Source organism: Streptomyces hydrogenans (assembly GCF_014656075.1).
Taxonomy (GTDB): Bacteria; Actinomycetota; Actinomycetes; order Streptomycetales; family Streptomycetaceae; genus Streptomyces; species Streptomyces hydrogenans.
In genome coordinates this window covers 26,014-45,758 of sequence record NZ_BNBS01000018.1, presented here as the reverse complement: position 1 = coordinate 45,758, position 19,745 = coordinate 26,014, and the positions used below count along the sequence as shown (strand labels likewise).

Below are 19,745 nucleotides of genomic sequence, written 5' to 3'. Positions count from 1 at the left end.
TTTCGTACGTACGTGCTTACTGGTTGCCGCAGGTGGAGGCCGGGGAGCCGTCCAGCCAGGGCAGGTCGTGGCCCATCCGGTCCCGCTTGGTGCGCAGGTAGCGGAGGTTGTGCTCGCCGGCCGACACGGGCATCGGCTCGCGGCCCTCGACGGCGAGGCCGTGGCGGGTGAGGGCGTCGATCTTGTCGGGGTTGTTGGTCATCAGGCGCAGGCTGCGGACGCCGAGGTCGGCCAGGATCCGCGCGCCGGCCGCGTAGTCGCGGGCGTCGGCGGGCAGGCCGAGCTCCAGGTTGGCGTCGAGGGTGTCGCGGCCGCGCTCCTGGAGCTCGTACGCGCGCAGCTTGGACAGCAGGCCGATGCCGCGCCCCTCGTGGCCGCGGAGGTAGACGACGACGCCGCGGCCGGCCTGCTGGACGCGGTCCATGGACGCCTGGAGCTGGGGCCCGCAGTCGCAGCGCAGCGAGTGGAAGATGTCGCCGGTGAGGCACTCGGAGTGGACCCGGACGAGGACGTCCTCGCCGTCGCCGATCTCACCGTGCACGAGGGCGACGTGCTCGACGCCGTCGACGGTGGAGCGGTAGCCGTAGGCGGTGAAGTCGCCGTGGGCGGTGGGGAGGTGGACCTCGGCCTCGCGGCGGACGGTCGGCTCGGCGGAGCGCCGGTAGGCGATCAGGTCCTCGATGGAGATGATCGTCAGGCCGTGCTTGCGGGCGAAGGGGACGAGTTCGGGGAGGCGGAGCATCACGCCGTCCTCGCCCGCGATCTCGACGATCGCGCCGGCCGGCCGCAGTCCCGCGAGGCGGGCCAGGTCGACGGCGGCCTCGGTGTGGCCGGGACGGGCGAGGACGCCGCCCTCCCGGGCCCGCAGCGGGAAGATGTGGCCGGGGCGGACGAAGTCGGAGGGCTCGTGCCGGCCGCTCGCGAGCATCCGGAGCGTGGTGGCGCGGTCGGCGGCGGAGATGCCGGTCGTGACGCCGTGCTCCAAGCTCGCGTCCACGGACACGGTGAAGGCGGTCCGCATGGACTCGGTGTTGTGCTCGACCATCTGCGGGAGGTGGAGGCGCTCCAGCTCCTCGTGCTCCATGGGGGCGCAGATCAGGCCGCGGCACTCGCTCATCATGAAGGCGACGACCTCGGGGGTGGCCTTCTCGGCGGCGATGACGAGGTCGCCCTCGTTCTCGCGGTCCTCGTCGTCGACGACGACCACGGGGCGGCCGGCGGCGATGTCGCGGATCGCCTGCTCGACGGGGTCGAGGGCGAGGTCCTCGGTGTCCCAGGCGGACGGGGCGCTGCTCATGCGGGGGCTCCTTCCAGGGCGGGGGTGCGGGACCGGAGCCACCAGTCGCGCATGCCCCACAGGACGAGGGCGAAGTAGACGACGTAGACGAGGCCGGAGAAGCCGAGGCCGCTGCTGAAGGCGAGCGGGACGCCGACGAGGTCGACGAGGAGCCAGGCGAACCAGAACTCGACCAGGCCGCGGGCCTGGGCGACCATCGCGACGAGGGTGCCGACGAAGATGTACGCGTCGGCCCACGGGCTCCAGGAGAGCGACGGGAAGAGGGTGAAGAGTCCGCCGACGGCGAGGGTGCCGAGGACGGCGCCGCCCGCGAGGAGGCCGCGCTCCTTCCAGGTGGCGAAGCGGACGGCGATGGAGCCGTCCTGGGCCTGCTGCCGGCCACGGTTCCACTGCCACCAGCCCCAGGCGGCGACGCCGATGACGAGGAGCTGCTTGCCGACGCCGCCGGCGAGGTCCGCGGAGGCGTAGGCGCCGACCAGGATCAGGCCGGAGAGGAGCTGGGCGGGCCAGGTGAGGATGGAGCGGCGCCAGCCGAGGGCCAGGGCTATCAGGCCGATGGTGTTGCCGATCATGTCCGACCAGATGATGTGCTGGCCGAAGAGGGTGAACGCCTCGGAGTTGAGCCAGTTCACTTGACGTTCTCCTGTCCGTCCGTGCCGAGCAGCCGCTCGACGTACTTGGCGATGACGTCCACTTCGAGGTTGACCGGGGCGCCGGGCTGCTTGTGCCCCAGCGTGGTCAGGGCGAGCGTGGTGGGGATGAGGCTGATGGTGAACCAGTCGTCGCCGACCTCGACCACGGTGAGGCTGACGCCGTCGACGGTGATGGAGCCCTTCTCGACGACGTACCGGGAGAGGTGGGCGGGCAGGCCGACCCTGACGAGTTCCCAGTGCTCGGAGGGGGTCCGCTCCAGGACGGTGCCGGTGCCGTCCACGTGGCCCTGGACGATGTGGCCGCCGAGGCGGCCGCCGACGGCCATGGGGCGCTCCAGGTTGACCCGGGAGCCGGGCTCCAGGGCGCCGAGGGAGGAGCGCTTGAGGGTCTCGGCCATGACGTCGGCGGTGAACTCGCCGTCGGCGGTCTCGACCACGGTCAGGCAGACGCCGTTGACGGCGATCGAGTCGCCGTGGCGAGCGCCCTCGGTGACCAGGGGGCCGCGGAGGCGGAAGCGCGAGGCGTCCGGCAGCTGCTCGACGGCGACGACCTCGCCCAGCTCTTCGACGATTCCGGTGAACACGGTCAGGCTCCCTGGATGGTGGCGGTGATGCGGAGGTCGGTGCCGACGCGGGCGGTGTCGGTGACGTGGAGGCGCAACGCGTCGGTGAGGGTGGTGATTCCGGCGTCGGCGAGGGCGTTCGGGCCCGCGCCGAGGAGGACCGGGGCGAGGTAGCCGACGACCTGGTCGACGGCGCCCGCGGCGAGGAAGGCGGCCGCGAGGGTGGGGCCGCCTTCGAGGAGGACGGAGCGGACGCCGCGCGCGTGGAGGGCGTCCAGGAGGGCGGGGACGGAGAGGCCGCCGGCCGCGGCCCTGGGGAGCCGTACGACGTCGGGGAGCGCGGTGTCCGCGTCCTCGGCGACGGCGATCAGGGTGGGGGCGGCGTCGTCGAGGACGCGGGCGCCGGGCTTCACGGCGCTCGCCTCGGTGTCGACGACGACCCGGAGCGGCTGGACGGCCCCCTCGACGCCGCGGACGGCCAGGTGGGGGTCGTCGGCGCGGGCGGTGCCGGAGCCGACGACGACGGCGTCGGCCTCGGCGCGCAGCCGGTGGACGTCGGCGCGGGAGTCGGCGGAGCTGATCCAGCGGGAGGTGCCGTCGGCGGCGGCGATCCGGCCGTCGAGGGTGGCGGCGTACTTCCAGCGGACGAAGGGGCGGCCGGTGCGGACGGAGGTGAGCCAGGCGAGGTTCCCGGCCTCGGCCTCGTCCTCCAGGAGGCCCTGCCCGACCTCGATCCCGGCCGCGCGGAGGGTGTCCGCGCCGCCCGTGGCCTGCGGGTTCGGGTCGGCGACGGCGTAGACGACGCGGCTGATCCCGGCCTCGATCAGGGCCTGGGCGCAGGGGCCGGTGCGGCCCGTGTGGTTGCAGGGTTCGAGGGTGACGAAGGCGGTGCCGCCGCGGGCCAGGACGCCGGCCGCGCGCAGGGCGTGCACCTCGGCGTGGGGGCCTCCGGCGCGCTGGTGCCAGCCCTCGCCGACGACGTGGCCGGAGGCGTCGGTGACGACGCAGCCGACGACGGGGTTGGGGCTGGTGGCGCCGAGTCCGCGGGCGGCGAGCTCCACGGCGCGTCGCATGGCGGTGATGTCGGCCTGCCGGTCCACCGGGTCCTCCTGCCTCTTCGGGCACGGACTCCGGGGCCTGTCGATGACGACAGAAGAGCGGGTACGCCGCCGCGCAGGGGGTATGCCGGTACGGCCGGAGGTCCACGGGTGCGCCGACGCGAAACGCGGCCACCAGCGGACGTACGGCCGGCACACCCCTGTCGGGGGTCGCCCGCCGCGCACTGCCTCCCATCCGGACTTTCACCGTCGGTCCAGGAATCTCACCTGGTCAACCGGCCGCTGGCTTGCGGACGGGTCGCGGACTATACCGCCGGTTCGGAATTACACCGACCCCGGAGTGCGCTGCTGCTGATACAGGGCCAGTGTGCCACGCCCTGTCAATGGGCATGCACACGCTCCCTGTGCGATGACTCACACGGTCCCACGGAATCTTCCGTTGGTCCAGACCTATTGACGCACTGGTCTAGTCCTCTTAATGTCCGTGTCACCTCCGAGGAACGGCCCGGCGGTGTGCGCACACCACGGGCCCAACACGTACCACCCCCTTGTTCGTTGCGTGTTTCTTTACCTCCCCAAGGAGGACCAGATCGTGCTGTCCCCCACGACCAAGAGAGCGTCGCTGCTCGCGTCCGGTGCCGCCGTCGCCGGCCTGCTGCTCAGCTCGCTCGCCGGAGGCGTCTCCTACGCCGCCGACAACGAGAGCTGTCGCCCCGACGGCCTGTACAAGACGCCCGGCGTCGACGTCCCCTACTGCTCGGTCTACGACACCGAGGGCCGCGAGAAGATGGGCGCCGACCACCAGCGCCGCGTCATCGGCTACTTCACGGGCTGGCGCACCGGAAAGAACGGCGAGCCCGCGTACCTCGCCAAGGACATCCCGTGGGAGAAGATCACCCACATCAACTACGCCTTCGGCCACATCGGCGGCGACAACAAGCTCTCGGTCGGCACGGACGGCCCGGACAACGCCGCCACCGGCATGACCTGGCCCGGTGTGGCGGGCGCCGAGATGGACCCGGCCCTCCCGTACAAGGGCCACTTCAACCTGCTGAACAAGTTCAAGAAGCAGCACCCGAGCGTGAAGACGCTGATCTCGGTCGGCGGCTGGGCCGAGACCGGCGGCTACTTCGCCGACAACGGCGACCGGGTGAACTCCGGCGGCTTCTACTCGATGGCCACCAACGCCGACGGCTCGGTCAACCAGGCCGGCATCGACACCTTCGCCACCTCGGCGGTCGACTTCATCCGGAAGTACGGCTTCAACGGCGTCGACATCGACTACGAGTACCCGACCACCATGAAGGACGCGGGCAACCCGCTCGACTGGACCTTCGCCAACGCGCGCCGCGCCGGCCTGGTCCAGGGCTACGCGGCCCTCATGAAGTCCCTGCGCGAGAAGCTGGACACGGCCGGCGCCGCCGACGGCAAGCACTACATGCTGACCGTCGCCGCCCCGTCCTCCGGCTACCTGCTGCGCGGCATGGAGACCTTCCAGGTCCAGAAGTACCTGGACTACGTCAACATCATGTCGTACGACCTGCACGGCGCCTGGAACGAGTACGTCGGCCCGAACGCCTCGCTCTTCGACGACGGCAAGGACGGCGAGCTCGCCGCCGCCAACGTCTACGGCTCCTCGCAGTACGGCAACATCGGTTACCTCAACACCGACTGGGCCTACCACTACTTCCGCGGCTCCATGCCGGCCGGCCGCATCAACATCGGCCTGCCGTACTACACCCGCGGCCACAAGAACGTGCAGGGCGGCACCGACGGCCTGTGGGGCAAGGCCACCGCGGCCACCTGCCCGGCCGGCGCCGGTCTGACCAAGTGCGGTGACGGTGCCGTCGGCATCGACAACCTGTGGCACGACAAGGACACCGCGGGCAAGGAGTCGCCGGCCGGCTCCAACCCGATGTGGCACGCCAAGAACCTGGAGAAGGGGATCGTCGGCGACTACGTCACGCAGTACGGCTTCCCCGCCAACACCACCCTGACCGGCACCTACGCCCGCAAGTACGACTCGACCCTGGTCGCGCCGTGGCTGTGGAACGCCGAGAAGAAGGTCTTCCTCTCCACCGAGGACGAGCAGTCCGTGGCCGCCAAGGCCGACTACGTGGTCGACCGCGGCATCGGCGGCACCATGGTCTGGGAGATGGCGGGCGACTACGCCTGGAACGCCGCCAAGGGCCAGTACGAGATGGGCTCCACGCTCACCTCGCTGATGTACGACAAGTTCAAGGCCGCCACCCCCTACGGCGCCAAGAAGTCGAACAAGGCGCTGCCGGCCCAGGCCGTGAACATCGAGACCGCCTTCACCGAGTTCAAGCTGGGCGACTCGAACTACCCGATCACGCCCAAGGTGAAGATCACCAACCGGACGAACACCACGCTGCCCGGCGGCACGGAGTTCCAGTTCGACTACGGCACCTCGGCCCCGGCCAACGCCTCCGACCAGTCCGGCTTCGGCACCAAGGTCATCAGCAGCGACCACACGGGCTCCAACGTGGGCGGCCTGAAGGGCGACTTCCACCGGGTCTCGCTGAAGCTCCCGGCCTGGCAGACCCTGGCCCCGGGCGCGACCGTCGAGCTGTCCTTCAACTACTACCTGCCGGTGTCCACCCCCTCCAACTGGACGGTGAACATCAACGGCACCACGTACGCCCTCGCCGGCGACCTGGCGCGCGGCACGACGACCGTGGAGCCCGGCACGGGCACCACGCCGCCGACCACCCCGCCCACCACGCCTCCGACGACCCCGCCGACCACCCCGCCCACCACGCCTCCGACCACGCCGCCCGCCGGCTGTGGCACGGTCCCGGCGTACGTGGCCGGCCAGGTCTACAACGCGGGCAACGAGGTCTCCCACAACGGCCGCAAGTACAAGGCCAAGTGGTGGACCCAGAACGAGGCGCCCGGCACCACCGGTGACTGGGGCGTCTGGCAGGACCTCGGCGCCTGCTGACGCAGCCCCTCCGCAAGACCCCCGGCGGCGGTCTCACGGCCCTTGGCCGCCGCCGGGCCGCACGCTCCGGGCCGCGCCCCCCTGTCCGGGGCGCGGCGCGGCCGCGTTCCGGGGCGCTTCTCGGGGCGCGGGGCGGTCGCGTCCGCCCCGGCCGGGGCCCTTACGGGAAGAGCGCGTCCTGCGCCGCGTCCCGGGCCCGCAGCAGCGCGCCGCGCAGGACCGCCGCGTCGCCCAGGGTGGTGGCGCGGACCTCGGTGCGCTGCGGGGAGAGCGCGGCGAGCTCGGCCTGGGCGCGGGCCCGCAGCTCCGGACCGCCCTGGTGGCCGGTCTCGCCCGCGAGGACCACGCAGCCGGGGTCGAGGACGGCGGCGACGGCCGCCGCGCCGACCGCGAGCCGGCGGGCGAGGGCGTCGAGGAAGGGACCGTGTCCGGAGGTGAGGGCGCGGGCCGGGTCGAGGCCGTGCGCGGCGGCGAGCGCCTCGACGGCGACCGTGCTCACCAACTCGTGGAAGCCGCCGTCGCAGCCGGTGGCCGAGGGCAGGCCCGAGGTGCCGGGGACCGGCAGGAAGCCGATCTCGCCGGCGCCGCCGGAGGCTCCGCGGCGCAGCCGGCCGCCGAGGACGACGGCGGCGCCGATGCCCAGGCCGAGCCAGAGGAGGACGAAGTCCTCGCGGCCCACGGCCGCGCCCTCGCGCAGCTCGGCGACGGCGGCGAGGTTGGTCTCGTTCTCCACGAGCACCTGGGCCGGGAGCCGTTCCTGGAGGACGGCGACGAGCCGGCGGTGCCAGGCGGGCAGCCCGGTGGTGTCGCGGAGCTCGCCGGTCTCCGGGTCGATGAGGCCGGGGGCGCCGACGGCGACGGAGTGGAGCCGCTCGACGCCGGCATCCTTCGCGGTGCGCTCCAGGAGGGCGACGGCCTTCTCGACGGCGGGGCCGGTGCCGGCGTCCTCGCCGACCGGGGCGGTGGCCTCGGCGAGCGGGGTGCCGAGGAGGTCGGTGACGGTGACGGCGACCGAGCGGGTGCGGACGTCGAGGGCGGCCAGGTGGGCGCGGTCGGCGACCAGTCCGTACAGCTTGGCGTTGGGGCCGCGGCGCTCGGCGCCGGCCTCGCCGACGACGTGCACGAGGCCCGAGCCGCTGAGCCGGTCGACGAGGTCGGCGACGGTGGGCCGGGAGAGCCCGGTGAGGGTCTTGAGCTGGGCTGCCGTCAACGGGCCCTCGTCCTGGAGCAGGCGCAGGGCGAGCCGGTCGTTGATGGCCCGGGCGGTGCTCGGGGATGCGGCCATGCGGTGATCCTCTCAGACGCCTCCCCGCCGTCTTCTCTCCGGACCACTATTTATCAGGCAGGGTTCCTGATAGTTTACGGGCCGTCATCCGACACAGAACGCGGACACCAGAATTCCCGGGGAGGACCCCTATGGCGGCGGAGACCGTCCTCAGCTCCGAACGGCTCCGACGGGCCCGTTTCGCCGTCGCCGCCGTCTTCTGCGTGCACGGCGCCGTGACCGGCAGCTTCGCGACCCGGATCCCCTGGATCCAGGAACACGCCGGGGTCAGCGCCGGGCAGCTCGGCCTCGCGCTCGCCTTCCCCGCCCTCGGCGCCTCGCTCTCGATGCCGCTGGCCGGCCGGATCAGCCACCGCTTCGGCGCCCGCACCGCGCTGCGCGGCCTGCTCGCGCTGTGGACCCTCGCGCTCACCCTGCCCTCGCTCGCGCCGAACATCTGGGGCCTGTGCGCCGCGCTCTTCGTGTACGGCGCCACGGCCGGCATGTCCGACGTGGCGATGAACGCGCTCGGCGTCGAGACCGAGAACCGGCTCGGCCGCTCCATCATGTCCAGCCTGCACGGCATGTGGAGCGTGGGCGCCCTGCTCGGCTCGGCGGCCGGCACCGTCGCCGCCCACCTCGGCGGCGACGCCCGGCTCCACCACCTGGTCGCCGCGCTCGTCCTCACCGTCCTCGGCCTCGTCTTCTGCCAGGGCGTCCTCGACCCGGCGCCCGCCGAGGAGGAAGAGGCCCCGCCGCGCTTCGCGCTGCCCCCGAAGTCCGCCCTGGTGATCGGCGCGATCGGCTTCTGCGCGGTCTTCGCCGAGGGCGCCAGCCTCGACTGGTCCGCGGTCTACCTCCGCGACGAGCTGGGCGGCTCGGCCGGCCTCGCCGCCGCCTCCACCACCGCCTTCGCGCTGACCATGGCCGTGGCCCGGCTGGTCGGCGACCGGGTCGTGGACCGCTTCGGCGCGGTCCGCACCGTCCGGGTCGGCGGCGCGGCCGCCACCCTCGGCGGGGTGCTGGTCGTCGTCGCCCCGAACGCCGCCACGGCGATGGCCGGATTCGGTCTGGTGGGCCTCGGGGTCGCGGTCGTCGTGCCGCTCGCCTTCGCCGCCGCCGCGCGCAGCGGCCCGAACCCGAGCCAGGCCATCGCGGGTGTCGCCACCATCACGTACACCTCCGGGCTCATCGCCCCGTCCGCGATCGGCGGGATCGCCGACGCCACCTCGCTGGTCTTCTCGTTCGGCCTGGTCACCGCCCTCGCCTTCGGCCTCGTCCTGGGCGCCGGCGTGCTGCGGACCGCCCCTCGGGCCCCTTCGGCCGCGCCGGCCGGGGCCGACGCGACGAAGAGCGCGGGCCCGGTCGGCTGAGCCCCGCGCGGGGGCGCGTCGACGCCCCCTCCCCCGGCCGGTTCCGGCGCATACCATGTGGCTGATCTTTTACGGCCCTGACACGGCCGCCGGAACCGGAGAACGGGAGCTACCCCATGAAACTCGGCGTGCGCTGGACCCTGCACGGGGACGGGAGAACGCCCGCCCCCGGGGCCGTCGTCCGCCCCGACGAGCGGCTGTCCTGGCCCCGTACCGTCGGTCTCGGCGCACAGCACGTGGTGGCCATGTTCGGAGCGAGTTTCGTCGCCCCGGTCCTCATGGGGCTCGACCCCAACCTCGCGATCATGATGTCCGGCTTCGCCACGGTCATCTTCCTGCTCGCGACGCACGGCACGGTCCCCTCGTACCTCGGCTGCTCGCTCTCCTTCGTGGGCGTCGCCGCCGCGATCCGGGCCTCCGGCGGCAGCAGCGCCACCGTGACCGGCGCCGTCTTCGTGGTCGGCGCGGTGCTCTTCCTCGCCGGTCTCGCGGTGCGGAGGTTCGGCGCCCGGATCATCCACGCGGCGATGCCGCCGGTGGTCACCGGCGCCGTCGTCATGCTGATCGGCTTCAACCTCGCGCCGGTCACCGCCTCCACGTACTGGCCGCAGGACCAGTGGACGGCGCTCCTCGTGATGCTCTTCACCGGGCTCGCCGTGGTCTGTCTGCGCGGCTTCTGGTCCCGGATCGCGATCTTCCTGGGCCTGATCTTCGGCTACGCGATCTCCTGGGTCTTCGACCTGGTCTTCGGGAAGATCCATTCGATGGCGCCGTCCGGCCAGGTCACCGACCACTGGCGGCTCGACCTCTCCGCCGTCGGCCAGGCCGACTGGATCGGCCTGCCCTCCTTCCACGGCCCCAGCTTCGAGTGGTCCGCGATCCTGGTCGCGCTCCCCGTCGTCATCGCCCTGATCGCCGAGAACGCCGGCCACGTCAAGGCCGTCGGGGAGATGACCGGCGACAACCTCGACGACAAGCTGGGCACCGCGATCGCCGCCGACGGCGCCGCGTCGATGCTCTCCACCGCCCTGGGCGGCCCGCCGAACACCACGTACTCCGAGAACATCGGCGTCATGGCCGCCACCCGCGTCTACTCCACGGCCGCCTACTGGGCCGCCGCCGGCTTCGCGCTCCTCTTCGGCCTCTGCCCCAAGTTCGGCGCGGTCGTCGCCGCCATCCCCGGCGGCGTCCTCGGCGGCATCACCGTCATCCTCTACGGCATGATCGGCCTGCTCGGCGCGCAGATCTGGATCAACGCCGGGGTCGACCTGCGCAACCCGCTCAACCTGGTCCCGGCCGCCGCCGGCATCATCATCGGCGTCGGCGGCGTGAAGCTGACCTTCACCGACACCTTCGAGCTGGGCGGCATCGCGCTCGGCACGATCGTCGTCATCACCGGCTACCACGTGCTGCGCGCCTTCGCCCCGGCCCACCTGAAGGCCGCGCCGACGGAGCAGGAGCCGCTGCTGGACTCCGGCACCAGCTCGTACGAGAACGGCTCCGGCGACACGGCGAAGAGCTGAGGTATTCGCCCGTTCCGGCGAAGCCGGGCCCGTGGGACTCCCTCCCGGGCCCGGCGGCTGGGAGTCTGCCCCCATGGCGCAGACCCAGTGGGCGGAAGAGCGGATCGGGCAGTTCGTGGCGGTCGACCCCGTGGTGGACCGGATGCGGTCGCTGCGGGCGGGCTGGCACCCGGCCGACGGGGTCGCCGTCTTCAACCGGGTGTACCTGACCGTCACCGAGGAGATCGGGCACGCCATCGCGGCGGGCGCCTTCGAGGACCGGCGGGCGGCCGCCACCCTGGACGTGCGCTTCGCCGAGCGCTACCTCGCCGCCGTCGACGCCCACGCGGCGGGCCGCCCGGGGCCCGCCTGCTGGCGGCCGCTCTTCCACTACCGCCGCCACCCCGGCGTGACCCCGCTGCAGTTCGCGCTCGCCGGGATCAACGCCCACATCGGGCACGACCTGGCGCTCGCCGTCGTCGACGCCTGCGCCACCCTGGAGTGCGCACCGGCGGACCTGGAGGACGAGTTCGACCGGGTCGGCGACGTCCTCGTCCTCCTGGAGGAGCGCATCCGCGAGGAACTGATGCCGGGCCCGGACCTCCTGGAGATCGCGGACCCGCTGACGCACCTGCTCGGCTGCTGGAGCCTGGACCGGGCCCGCGACGGGGCCTGGCTCGCCGCCCGCTCGCTGTGGCAGCTGCGGGCGCTGCCCGGGATCGCGGGCGAGTTCACCGAGCGGCTCGACCGCTCGGTGGGCCTGGTGGGGCGGATGCTGCTGACGCCCCTGGCCAGGCCCTGACCGCCGTGCGGACTCAGTCCTCCGGCAGCTCGACCGGGGCGATCTCGTCGTAGACGTCGCCCGGGCCCGGGTTGGTGCCGTCGGTCGCGCCGCCGAAGTGGTGCATCACGCCCCACACCGCGTTGAGCGCCGTCTGCACCGCGCCCTCGGCCCAGCCGGCCGTCCACGAGATGTCGTCGCCGGCGAGGAAGATGCCGCGCTTGTCCTCGGGGAGGCGGTCCTGCATGAAGTGGGTGAACAGGCGCCGCTGGTAGCGGTAGTGGCCCGGCAGGTTGGCCTTGAAGGCGCCCATGAAATAGGGCTCGTTCTCCCAGGAGACCGTCACCGGGTTGCCGATGATGTGCTTCCGGATGTCGACCTTCGGGTAGATCTCGCCGAGCGACTTCAGCATGACCTCCATGCGCTCGTTCGCGGAGAGCGGCAGCCACTTCAGGCTGTCGTCGCACCACGTGTACGAGAGGCAGATGGTGGCCGGCTTGTCCGGGCCGTCGTCCAGCAGGTAGGTGCCGCGGGTCATCCGGTCGGTCAGCGTCATCGACATGACGTCCCGCCCGGTCTCCTCGTCCTTGTCCAGCCAGAAAGGCCGGTCGACGGGGACGAAGAGCTTGGAGGACTCCATGTAGTGGGTGCGCTCGATCGCCGTCCAGTGGTCGATCGGGAAGAGCGAGTCGTCGCAGGCGATCTTGGAGAGCAGCATCCAGGACTGGGCGGTGAAGATCGCCGCCTGGTAGGTGCGGATGTCGCCCGAGGCGTCGGTGACGGTGATCCGGTTGCCCGCCGTGCGGTTCAGCCGGGTGACGGCCGGCTTCGGCTGCCCGCCCTCGTGCAGGGAGGCCAGCGAGGTGCCCTGCGCCCAGTGGAGGATCTTCTCCGGCTCGCGCTCCCACAGGCGCAGCGGCAGCTGCTGCGAGCCGCCGACGATGCCGCGGTGGTGGTCGTCGGCCTCGGTGTAGACGACCCGGAGGATCTCCAGGATGGAGTTGGGGAAGTCGGTGTCCCAGCCGCCGGTGCCGAAGCCGACCTGGCCGAAGATCTCGCGGTGCCGGAAGGACTTGAAGGCCTCGGACTCGCAGAGGAAGCCGTAGAAGGTCTGGTTGTCGAGCTTCTCGACGAGCTTCGCCCAGATCTCGCGGATGCGCGGGACGTCCCGCTCGCGCATCGCGCGGTTCATGTCGGAGAAGTCGGCGCCCTCGTCCAGGCACTTGTTCCACGCGGCGGCGACGTCGCGGTAGACCTGCGGCAGGTCGTCGACGGTCTCGGCGTAGTGCGACTCGCCCTTGAGGTCGACGACGGTCGAGGGGGTGGCCTCGGCCAGCGGGTTCGGGAACGGCGTGGTCTCCAGGCCGACCAGGTCGATGTAGTGCTGGAGGGCGGTGGAGGAGGGCGGGAAGCGCATCGCGCCCATCTCCGCCGTCAGCCCCTCGGTCTCCGGGCCGTCGAAGCCGACCGTGCGCAGCCGTCCGCCGATCTGGTCCGCCTCGTAGACGACGGGCTTGAGGCCCATCTTCATCAGCTCGTACGCGGCGATGATCCCGGACAGGCCGCCGCCGACGACCGCGACCTCGGCGCCGTGCTCGGTCGCGGGTATCTGCCCCAGGCCGGCCGGGTGGGCCAGGAAGTCGTCGTAGGCGTAGGGGAAGTCCGGGCCGAACATGGTGATCGGCGGCTGCTGCTCGTCGGCGTGCTCGACGGCGTTGGGCACGGTGGACGTCATGGGGTACGGACTCCTTGCGCGGGGGTGGGGCGGGAAGCTGAGGGGGCGGGACGGGGGCGGCTCAGACGAGGGAGCCGTACAGGCCCGGCCTGCGGTCGCGGAGGTAGGGGTTCTCCGCGCGGGAGGCCGCCAGGGCCTCGGGGTCGACGTCGCCGAGGACCAGGTCCTCGCCCCGGCCCGCCCGGGCCCGGGCGGTGCCGTCGGGGCCGGCGAGCACCGAGAGGCCGACGAACTCGAAGTCGCCCTCGGCGCCGGCGCGGTTGGCGTACGCGATGTACATCTGGCTCTCGAAGGCGCGCACCGGGACCACGGACAGCGGCACGATCTCGGCGGGGTGCATGAGGGCGGTCGGCACGAGGAGGAGGTCCGTGCCGGCCAGCGCCTGCGCGCGGACGTTCTCGGGGAACTCGACGTCGTAGCAGATCATCAGGCCGACGGTGAGGTCGCCGACGCGGGCCTGGACGAGGGGTTCGTCGCCGGGGGTGAACCACTTCAGCTCGAAGTCGCCGAAGAGGTGGGTCTTGCGGTAGTGCGCGAGCGGGGCTCCGTCGGCGCCGAAGAGCGCGGCGGCGTTGTAGATCACGCCGTGCCGCTCGGTGTCCCGCTCCGGGTAGCCGTAGCCGACGGCCAGGCCGTGGCGGGCGGCGATCTCCGCGACCGAGCGGGCGGAGGGCCCGTCGGCCGGCTCGGCCAGCCGCGCGATGTCGGCGCCGATGGCGTACCCGGTGAGGAACAGCTCGGGGGCGAGCAGCACGTCCGCCCCGGCGGCCGCGGCCCGGCCGGCGGCCTCGTCGAGGATCCGCAGGTTGGCGGTCACGTCGCCGAGCCGGCCGGAGCTCTGGAGCAGGGCGGTGCGCACCGTGGGCATGCTGATCCTCGTGGGGGCGGAGGGGAGGGAGGGGTGTCTGCGGGAGACGTTCAAAACGGTACGGTTCCGGGCTCGTCCCGGACAAGACGGGACCGTTGCGGACCGACCGTCGAACCGTTGCGCGATGTACGACCTGAGCGGCGATTCGTTGCGCGCGGGTGGGACCGGAGGCGTACGCGCTCCGCGACCGGCGGCGTACCCCCGGATCGTCCGCCGGCGCGACGATCCGGCGGGGCCCGGGCGGAAGAGTGGGACGCGTCCGATCGACCTGCCGGAAGGACCGCCATGAACCGCCGTACGAAGATCGTCGCCGTCGCCGTCGCCGTGCTGATCGGCGTCGGGGCCACGGGCGCGGCCACCGCCGCCGCCGGGCGGGGGGCCGGGGCGCACCGGGAGGCGGCCGCGCTGACCGGCGCGGCCTGGCTGGACCGCGACCCGGCCACCGGGGAGAGGGTCCGCTTCTCCTTCGACGCGCACCTGGCCTGGGCGGACCGCAACGACCCGAGGGCCGCCACCGGCACCTTCCGGTACAGCCACGCCGTGGGGAAGGAGGAGTTCACCGCCTTCGTGCGGGTCGACTGCCTCTCCACCGGCGGTCCGGTGGCGACCGTCACCGGGATCGTCGAGGAGACGGACGTGCCGGGCCTGCGGAAGAAGCGGGTCGGTGTGTCGGTGTACGACGACGGGAAGCGCGACCGGCTGGGCTACAGCTGGCTGGTCTCCTCCCCGCTGACGGACGAGGTGCCGCCGTGCAACGCGGCCGCCCCGCACGAGAAGGTCGTACGGGGCGGCGGGGACTTCCGGGTGCTGCCGTGGATCTACGACGGCATGGCCGGGTAGCGCGTCAGGCGGGCGAGCCGGAGGAGAAACGGCGCAGCAGCGGGGAGAGCACCAGGACGGACTTGGTGCGCTCCACGAAGGGCTCGCCCGCGATCCGCTCCAGGACGCGCTCGAAGTGGCGCATGTCGGAGGCGAAGACCTGGACGACGGCGTCCGCGTCACCGGTGACGGTCGACGCGGACACCACCTCCGGATACCGCTCCAGCCCCCGCCGGATGTCGTCCGGCGAGGTGTTGTGGCGGCAGAAGATCTCGACGAACCCCTCGGTCTCCCAGCCGAGCGCCGCCGGGTCCACCCGTACGGTGAAGCCGGTGATGGCGCCCTCGGCCCGGAGCCGGTCCACGCGCCGCTTCACGGCGGGGGCGGAGAGGCCGACGAGCGAGCCGATGTCGGCGTAGCTGCGGCGGGCGTCCTCCGCGAGGGCGTGGACGATGCGTTCGTCGAGATCGTTGAGTCGCACTACGGGTGGATCACTTCTGTTCGGATGCCAGTCGGGAGCGGCGCATGCCGTACAGGAAGTAGAACACGAGCCCGGCCGCCATCCAGCAACCGAAGACGACCCAGGTCACGGTGTCCAGGCTGAACATGTTGTAGACGCAGAAGCCGAAGCCGAGCACCGGGAAGACCGGCCCGAGCGCCACCTTGAAGGTGCGCGGCATGTCGGGGCGGGTGTAGCGGAGCACGATGACGGCGATGTTGACCAGCGCGAAGGCGAAGAGGGTGCCGATGCTGGTCGCGTCGACGAGCTTGCCGAGCGGGATGACCGAGGCGAGGGCGGCGCAGAACAGCGAGACGATGACCGTGTTCACGCGCGGGGTGCCGGTCTTGCCGCTGACCTTGGCGAAGACGCGCGGCACCAGGCCGTCGCGGGACATCGCGAAGAGCACGCGGGTCTGGCCGTAGAGCACGGTCAGGACGACGCTGGCGATGGAGATGACGGCGCCGAGGGCGAGCAGGGTGCCCCAGAAGGTCTGGCCGCTGACGTCGTTCATGATCGCCGCGAGGGTGGCCTCGGAGCCCTCGAACTCCTTCCAGTTCCACGCGCCGACGGCGACGGCGGCGACGAGGACGTACAGCACCGTGACGATCAGCAGGGAGAGCATGATCGCGCGGGGGAGGTCGCGCTTGGGGTCCTTGGCCTCCTCGCCGGCGGTGGAGGCGGCGTCGAAGCCGATGTACGAGAAGAAGAGGCTGGCGCCGGCGGCGCTGACGCCCGCCATGCCGAGCGGCATGAAGTCCTCGTAGTTGCCGGACTTGAAGCCGACGAAGCCGATGGCGCAGAAGAGCACCAGGGCGGCGATCTTCACGAAGACCATGATCGTGTTGACCAGGGCGGACTCGCGGGCGCCGCCGAGCAGGAAGACCATCGCGAGGAGCACCACGATCAGACCGGGCAGGTTGATCACGCCGCCCTCGCCGGGGGCCGAGGAGAGCAGCGCGGGGATGGTGACGCCGATCGTGCCGTCGAGCAGCTCGTTGAGGTACTCGCCCCAGCCGACGGCCACGGCGGCGACCGAGACGCCGTACTCCAGGACCAGGCACCAGCCGCAGACCCAGGCGACGAGTTCGCCCATCGTTGCGTACGCGTACGAGTAGGAGGAGCCCGCCACCGGTATGGAGCCGGCCAGCTCGGCATACGAGAGGGCCGAGAACAGCGCGGTGAGACCGGCGATCACGAAGGCCAGGGTGACGGCCGGGCCCGCCTTGGGGACGGCGTCGCCGAGGACGACGAAGATGCCGGTGCCGAGGGTGGCACCGATGCTGATCATGGTCAGCTGCCACATGGAGAGCGAGCGGCGGAGATTGCCGCCCTCGCCCTGTCCACCCTCCGCGACCAGGCGTTCCACCGGCTTGCGGCGGGTGAGGGCGGTCAGGACGGTGGTCTTGCGGGCGGTCGTGTCCTCGACCGGTGGGGCTGCGCCGTGATCCAGCACTGCGGAGGCTCCTTATCGCTGCCTGTCGGTACGACGGGGACCGCGACGGACGCGTGCCGGACGCGCGGGCATGCCGAAGCAGCCCACGGGGGCAGGAAGACCGCCGAGCAGGCGGTCCCCGCCACTCCTGGTACGAGGGATGAGCCTAGCGTCCAGATTCGCATCCGTAACGCAGTGTTCTTGCGCAGCGGCGGATGATCATTGCGCACTTCGGGTCCGGACGGGGAAACATTGCGCGCCCCCGCATGAATCGACACATCCGGGTACAGGACGGATGCGGGGCGGACGCGCCGCGTGTGCCTTGACTCCTCGGGTCGCGTGGACCACCCTGCACCCGGCCGACCGGAGGTGCCGTGTGAGCTGGCTGGAACCCGAACCCTTTCTGCGCGGTACGGCCTGGCGGGACGGCGACCGGCCCGTCCGCGCCGACCCCGCCGACCTCGGACGGCTGCCCTGGGACATCGCGGAGCGGGCCGCGCTGCCGATCGGCGTCCGGGTGGAGTTCCGCGCGGAGCCCGGCACGTCCGCGGTGGAGCTGCGCTACCGGGCGGCCGTGCCGGCGGCCGGGGACGAACTGCGGGCGCTGCGGCACGCGTTCGCGCTCTGGCGGGACGGCCGGTGCGTCACGGAGGTCTTCGCGGAACCGGCGGAGGAGGCCACGGTACGACTCCGGCTCCCGCCGGGCGGCGGCGAGTTCACCGTCCACCTGCCGGAGGCGCAGGCGCCCGTCGTGCGCGGCGTGCGGGCCGTCGACGGGGCGCTGTCCCCCGCCGCGGCGCGGCCGCGCTGGCTGGTCCTCGGCGACTCCATCACCGAGGGCTGGTGGGCCACCCGGCCGGCCCACTCCTGGCCCGCGGCGGCGGGACGGGCGCTGGGGCTCGACCCGGTGAACCTGGGGTACGCGGGCGGGGCGCGCGGCGAACTGCCGCTGGCGGAGCAGCTGTCCCGGCTGCCGGGCGAGCTGATCACGCTGGCGTTCGGCACCAACTGCTGGGACCGGGCGCCCGCCACGCCCGAGTGGCTGCACGCCACGGTGCGGTCCTATGTGCGGCTGATCCGGCGGGGGCATCCGCGGACCCCGCTGCTCCTCGTCTCCCCCGTGCTGCGCCCGGCCGCCGAGCACACCCGCAACGTCCTGGGGGCGACCCTCACGGAGCTGCGGCGGGCGATGGAGCGGGCGGCGCGGGAGCTGGTGGCCGCGGGCGACGACCGGCTCCTCGTCCTGCCGGGCCGCCCCCTGCTGGGGCCCGAGCACCTGGCGGACGGGCTCCACCCCAACGACGCGGGGCACGCGGCGCTGGGGCGGGCGGTCACGAGCGCGCTGCGCGCGTACGCATGAACCCGCACCCCCGTACGGAGACGTACGGGGGTGCGGGTTCGGGTGCGGGGGACCTCGGCCCGGCGGGGGTGCCGGGGCGGGGTCAGCTCCAGCTGGCGTGGAGGGGCTTGCCCTCGGCGTAGCCGGCGGCGGACTGGATGCCCACCACGGCCCTGTCCTCGAACTCCGCGAGGGTGCTCGCGCCCGCGTAGGTGCAGGAGGAGCGGACGCCCGCGATGATCGAGTCGATGAGGTCCTCGACGCCCGGGCGGGCCGGGTCGAGGAACATCCGCGAGGTGGAGATGCCCTCCTCGAAGAGCGCCTTGCGGGCGCGGTCGTAGGAGGACTCGTCGGAGGTCCGGTTGCGCACCGCGCGCGCGGACGCCATGCCGAAGGACTCCTTGTAGGCGCGGCCCTTGGCGTCGTGCTGGAGGTCACCGGGGGACTCGTACGTCCCGGCGAACCAGGAGCCGATCATCACGTTGGACGCGCCGGCGGCGAGCGCCATGGCGACGTCGCGCGGGTGACGGACGCCGCCGTCGGCCCAGACGTGCTTGCCGTACTTCTTCGCCTCGGCGGCGCACTCCATGACGGCCGAGAACTGCGGGCGGCCGACACCGGTCATCATGCGGGTGGTGCACATGGCGCCGGGGCCCACGCCGACCTTGATGATGTCCGCGCCGGCCTCGATGAGGTCCTTGACGCCCTCGGCGGCGACGATGTTGCCCGCGACGATCGGGACCTGCGGGTCGAGCGCCCGGACGGTCCGGATGGCGGAGATCATCGACTCCTGGTGCCCGTGGGCGGTGTCGATGACGAGGGTGTCGACGCCCGCGTCGAGCAGCTGCTTGGCCTTGCCGGCCACGTCGCCGTTGATGCCGACGGCGGCGGCGATCCGCAGCCGGCCCTGGGCGTCCACGGCGGGGGTGTACAGCGTGGCGCGCAGGGCGCCCTTGCGGGTGAGGATGCCGACGAGCCTGCCGTCCGCGTCGACCGCGGGGGCGTAGCGGCGGTTGGCGCCGTCGAGGGTGTTGAAGGCCTCGCGGGGGTCGATCTCCGCGTCGAGCAGGAGGAGGTCCTTCGACATGACCTCGGAGAGCTGGGTGAAGCGGTCGACGCCGGTGAGGTCCGCGTCGGTGACGACGCCGACGGGGCGGCGGTGCTCGTCGACGACGACGCCGGCCTCGTGGGCCCGCTTGGGCAGCAGCGCCAGCGCGTCGGCGACGGTCTGGTGCGGCTCCAGCACGATCGGGGTGTCGAGGACCAGGTGGCGGCCCTTGACCCAGGAGATGACCTCGGTGACGACCTCGATCGGAATGTCCTGGGGGATGACGACGAGGCCGCCCCGGCGGGCGACCGTCTCGGCCATGCGGCGGCCGGCGATCGCGGTCATGTTGGCGACGACCAGCGGGATCGTCGTGCCGGTGCCGTCCGGCGCGGAGAGGTCCACGGCCTGGCGGGAACCGACGGCCGAGCGGCTCGGCACCATGAACACATCGTCGTACGTGAGGTCGTACGGCGGCTTGACGTCATTGAGGAAACGCACGTGCTGACATCCCAGTCGTTCGGATCGGCCCCTAGGCATTTCAGCCAG

16 protein-coding genes and 1 riboswitch are annotated in these 19,745 nt (G+C 72.6%); of the genes, 6 read left to right on the top strand and 10 right to left on the bottom strand.

What is annotated here, in order from left to right:
* Positions 1–16: 16 nt before the first annotated feature.
* The 4 genes from IE321_RS10645 to ribD are packed head-to-tail and all read right to left on the bottom strand — an operon-like array spanning position 17 to position 3,613.
* Complete coding sequence (locus tag IE321_RS10645; RefSeq protein WP_043223645.1) at positions 17–1,297, bottom strand: bifunctional 3,4-dihydroxy-2-butanone-4-phosphate synthase/GTP cyclohydrolase II; 1,281 nt, start codon at positions 1,295–1,297, stop codon at positions 17–19.
* Positions 1,294–1,869, bottom strand: coding sequence for a nicotinamide mononucleotide transporter family protein (locus IE321_RS10640; RefSeq protein WP_226651920.1), 576 nt, complete (start codon positions 1,867–1,869; stop codon positions 1,294–1,296). Before IE321_RS10640 ends, IE321_RS10645 begins: the two co-directional genes overlap by 4 nt.
* Before the next feature lie 56 nt (positions 1,870–1,925).
* On the bottom strand, positions 1,926–2,534 hold the full coding sequence (locus IE321_RS10635) for a riboflavin synthase (RefSeq protein WP_043223649.1): 609 nt from the start codon (positions 2,532–2,534) through the stop codon (positions 1,926–1,928).
* 2 nt (positions 2,535–2,536) lie between these two features.
* Positions 2,537–3,613, bottom strand: a complete 1,077-nt coding sequence (gene ribD / locus IE321_RS10630; protein WP_190222618.1) for a bifunctional diaminohydroxyphosphoribosylaminopyrimidine deaminase/5-amino-6-(5-phosphoribosylamino)uracil reductase RibD — start codon at positions 3,611–3,613, stop codon at positions 2,537–2,539.
* 175 nt (positions 3,614–3,788) lie between these two features.
* A riboswitch (FMN riboswitch) is annotated at positions 3,789–3,919 on the bottom strand.
* Positions 3,920–4,163: 244 nt separating this feature from the next.
* On the opposite strand from ribD, the gene IE321_RS10625 reads away from it, so the two are divergent.
* Positions 4,164–6,536, top strand: coding sequence for a chitinase C-terminal domain-containing protein (locus IE321_RS10625; protein WP_190222617.1), 2,373 nt, complete (start codon positions 4,164–4,166; stop codon positions 6,534–6,536).
* A 160-nt stretch (positions 6,537–6,696) separates the two neighbouring features.
* Here the strand turns inward: IE321_RS10625 and IE321_RS10620 are convergent, their stop codons facing one another.
* Positions 6,697–7,821, bottom strand: coding sequence for an ROK family transcriptional regulator (locus tag IE321_RS10620; protein WP_190222616.1), 1,125 nt, complete (start codon positions 7,819–7,821; stop codon positions 6,697–6,699).
* A gap of 131 nt (positions 7,822–7,952) precedes the next feature.
* Here IE321_RS10620 and IE321_RS10615 point away from each other — a divergent pair, with 131 nt between their 5' ends.
* The 3 genes from IE321_RS10615 to IE321_RS10605 all read left to right on the top strand — a co-directional run bounded on the left by IE321_RS10615 (position 7,953) and on the right by IE321_RS10605 (position 11,477).
* Positions 7,953–9,173, top strand: coding sequence for an MFS transporter (locus IE321_RS10615; RefSeq protein WP_190222615.1), 1,221 nt, complete (start codon positions 7,953–7,955; stop codon positions 9,171–9,173).
* Between the two features lie 116 nt (positions 9,174–9,289).
* On the top strand, positions 9,290–10,696 hold the full coding sequence (locus IE321_RS10610) for a uracil-xanthine permease family protein (RefSeq protein ID WP_190222614.1): 1,407 nt from the start codon (positions 9,290–9,292) through the stop codon (positions 10,694–10,696).
* Between the two features lie 73 nt (positions 10,697–10,769).
* The gene (locus IE321_RS10605) at positions 10,770–11,477 is read left to right on the top strand and encodes a DUF5995 family protein (RefSeq protein ID WP_051841907.1); all 708 of its coding nucleotides are present in this window, start codon (positions 10,770–10,772) and stop codon (positions 11,475–11,477) included.
* 13 nt (positions 11,478–11,490) lie between these two features.
* Here the strand turns inward: IE321_RS10605 and IE321_RS10600 are convergent, their stop codons facing one another.
* Positions 11,491–13,191, bottom strand: a complete 1,701-nt coding sequence (locus IE321_RS10600) for a flavin monoamine oxidase family protein (protein ID WP_043223660.1) — start codon at positions 13,189–13,191, stop codon at positions 11,491–11,493.
* A gap of 61 nt (positions 13,192–13,252) precedes the next feature.
* Positions 13,253–14,059 (bottom strand): carbon-nitrogen hydrolase family protein, encoded by an 807-nt coding sequence (locus IE321_RS10595; RefSeq protein WP_190222613.1) that lies wholly within the window; start codon positions 14,057–14,059, stop codon positions 13,253–13,255.
* A gap of 285 nt (positions 14,060–14,344) precedes the next feature.
* On the opposite strand from IE321_RS10595, the gene IE321_RS10590 reads away from it, so the two are divergent.
* Positions 14,345–14,899, top strand: a complete 555-nt coding sequence (locus IE321_RS10590) for a Repetin (protein WP_190222612.1) — start codon at positions 14,345–14,347, stop codon at positions 14,897–14,899.
* A 4-nt stretch (positions 14,900–14,903) separates the two neighbouring features.
* Here IE321_RS10590 and IE321_RS10585 read toward each other — a convergent pair whose 3' ends face one another.
* Both IE321_RS10585 and IE321_RS10580 read right to left on the bottom strand, forming a co-directional pair.
* Positions 14,904–15,359, bottom strand: coding sequence for an Lrp/AsnC family transcriptional regulator (locus tag IE321_RS10585; protein ID WP_043223665.1), 456 nt, complete (start codon positions 15,357–15,359; stop codon positions 14,904–14,906).
* A gap of 10 nt (positions 15,360–15,369) precedes the next feature.
* The gene (locus IE321_RS10580) at positions 15,370–16,833 is read right to left on the bottom strand and encodes an amino acid permease (protein ID WP_190222611.1); all 1,464 of its coding nucleotides are present in this window, start codon (positions 16,831–16,833) and stop codon (positions 15,370–15,372) included.
* 355 nt (positions 16,834–17,188) lie between these two features.
* On the opposite strand from IE321_RS10580, the gene IE321_RS10575 reads away from it, so the two are divergent.
* The gene (locus tag IE321_RS10575; protein ID WP_226651776.1) at positions 17,189–18,172 is read left to right on the top strand and encodes a GDSL-type esterase/lipase family protein; all 984 of its coding nucleotides are present in this window, start codon (positions 17,189–17,191) and stop codon (positions 18,170–18,172) included.
* Positions 18,173–18,254: 82 nt separating this feature from the next.
* Here IE321_RS10575 and IE321_RS10570 read toward each other — a convergent pair whose 3' ends face one another.
* Positions 18,255–19,697, bottom strand: a complete 1,443-nt coding sequence (locus tag IE321_RS10570) for a GuaB1 family IMP dehydrogenase-related protein (protein ID WP_043223671.1) — start codon at positions 19,695–19,697, stop codon at positions 18,255–18,257.
* Positions 19,698–19,745 lie beyond the last annotated feature (48 nt).

Bases quoted from the DNA above. Each gene is read 5' to 3' on its own strand.
- IE321_RS10595 (WP_190222613.1), bottom strand. From the start codon at position 14,059: ATGCCCACGGTGCGCACCGCCCTGCTCCAGAGCTCCGGCCGGCTCGGC.
- IE321_RS10600 (WP_043223660.1), bottom strand. From the start codon at position 13,191: ATGACGTCCACCGTGCCCAACGCCGTCGAGCACGCCGACGAGCAGCAG.
- IE321_RS10615 (WP_190222615.1), top strand. From the start codon at position 7,953: ATGGCGGCGGAGACCGTCCTCAGCTCCGAACGGCTCCGACGGGCCCGT.
- IE321_RS10620 (WP_190222616.1), bottom strand. From the start codon at position 7,821: ATGGCCGCATCCCCGAGCACCGCCCGGGCCATCAACGACCGGCTCGCC.
- IE321_RS10640 (WP_226651920.1), bottom strand. From the start codon at position 1,869: ATGATCGGCAACACCATCGGCCTGATAGCCCTGGCCCTCGGCTGGCGC.
- IE321_RS10605 (WP_051841907.1), top strand. From the start codon at position 10,770: ATGGCGCAGACCCAGTGGGCGGAAGAGCGGATCGGGCAGTTCGTGGCG.
- IE321_RS10645 (WP_043223645.1), bottom strand. From the start codon at position 1,297: ATGAGCAGCGCCCCGTCCGCCTGGGACACCGAGGACCTCGCCCTCGAC.
- IE321_RS10590 (WP_190222612.1), top strand. From the start codon at position 14,345: ATGAACCGCCGTACGAAGATCGTCGCCGTCGCCGTCGCCGTGCTGATC.
- IE321_RS10610 (WP_190222614.1), top strand. From the start codon at position 9,290: ATGAAACTCGGCGTGCGCTGGACCCTGCACGGGGACGGGAGAACGCCC.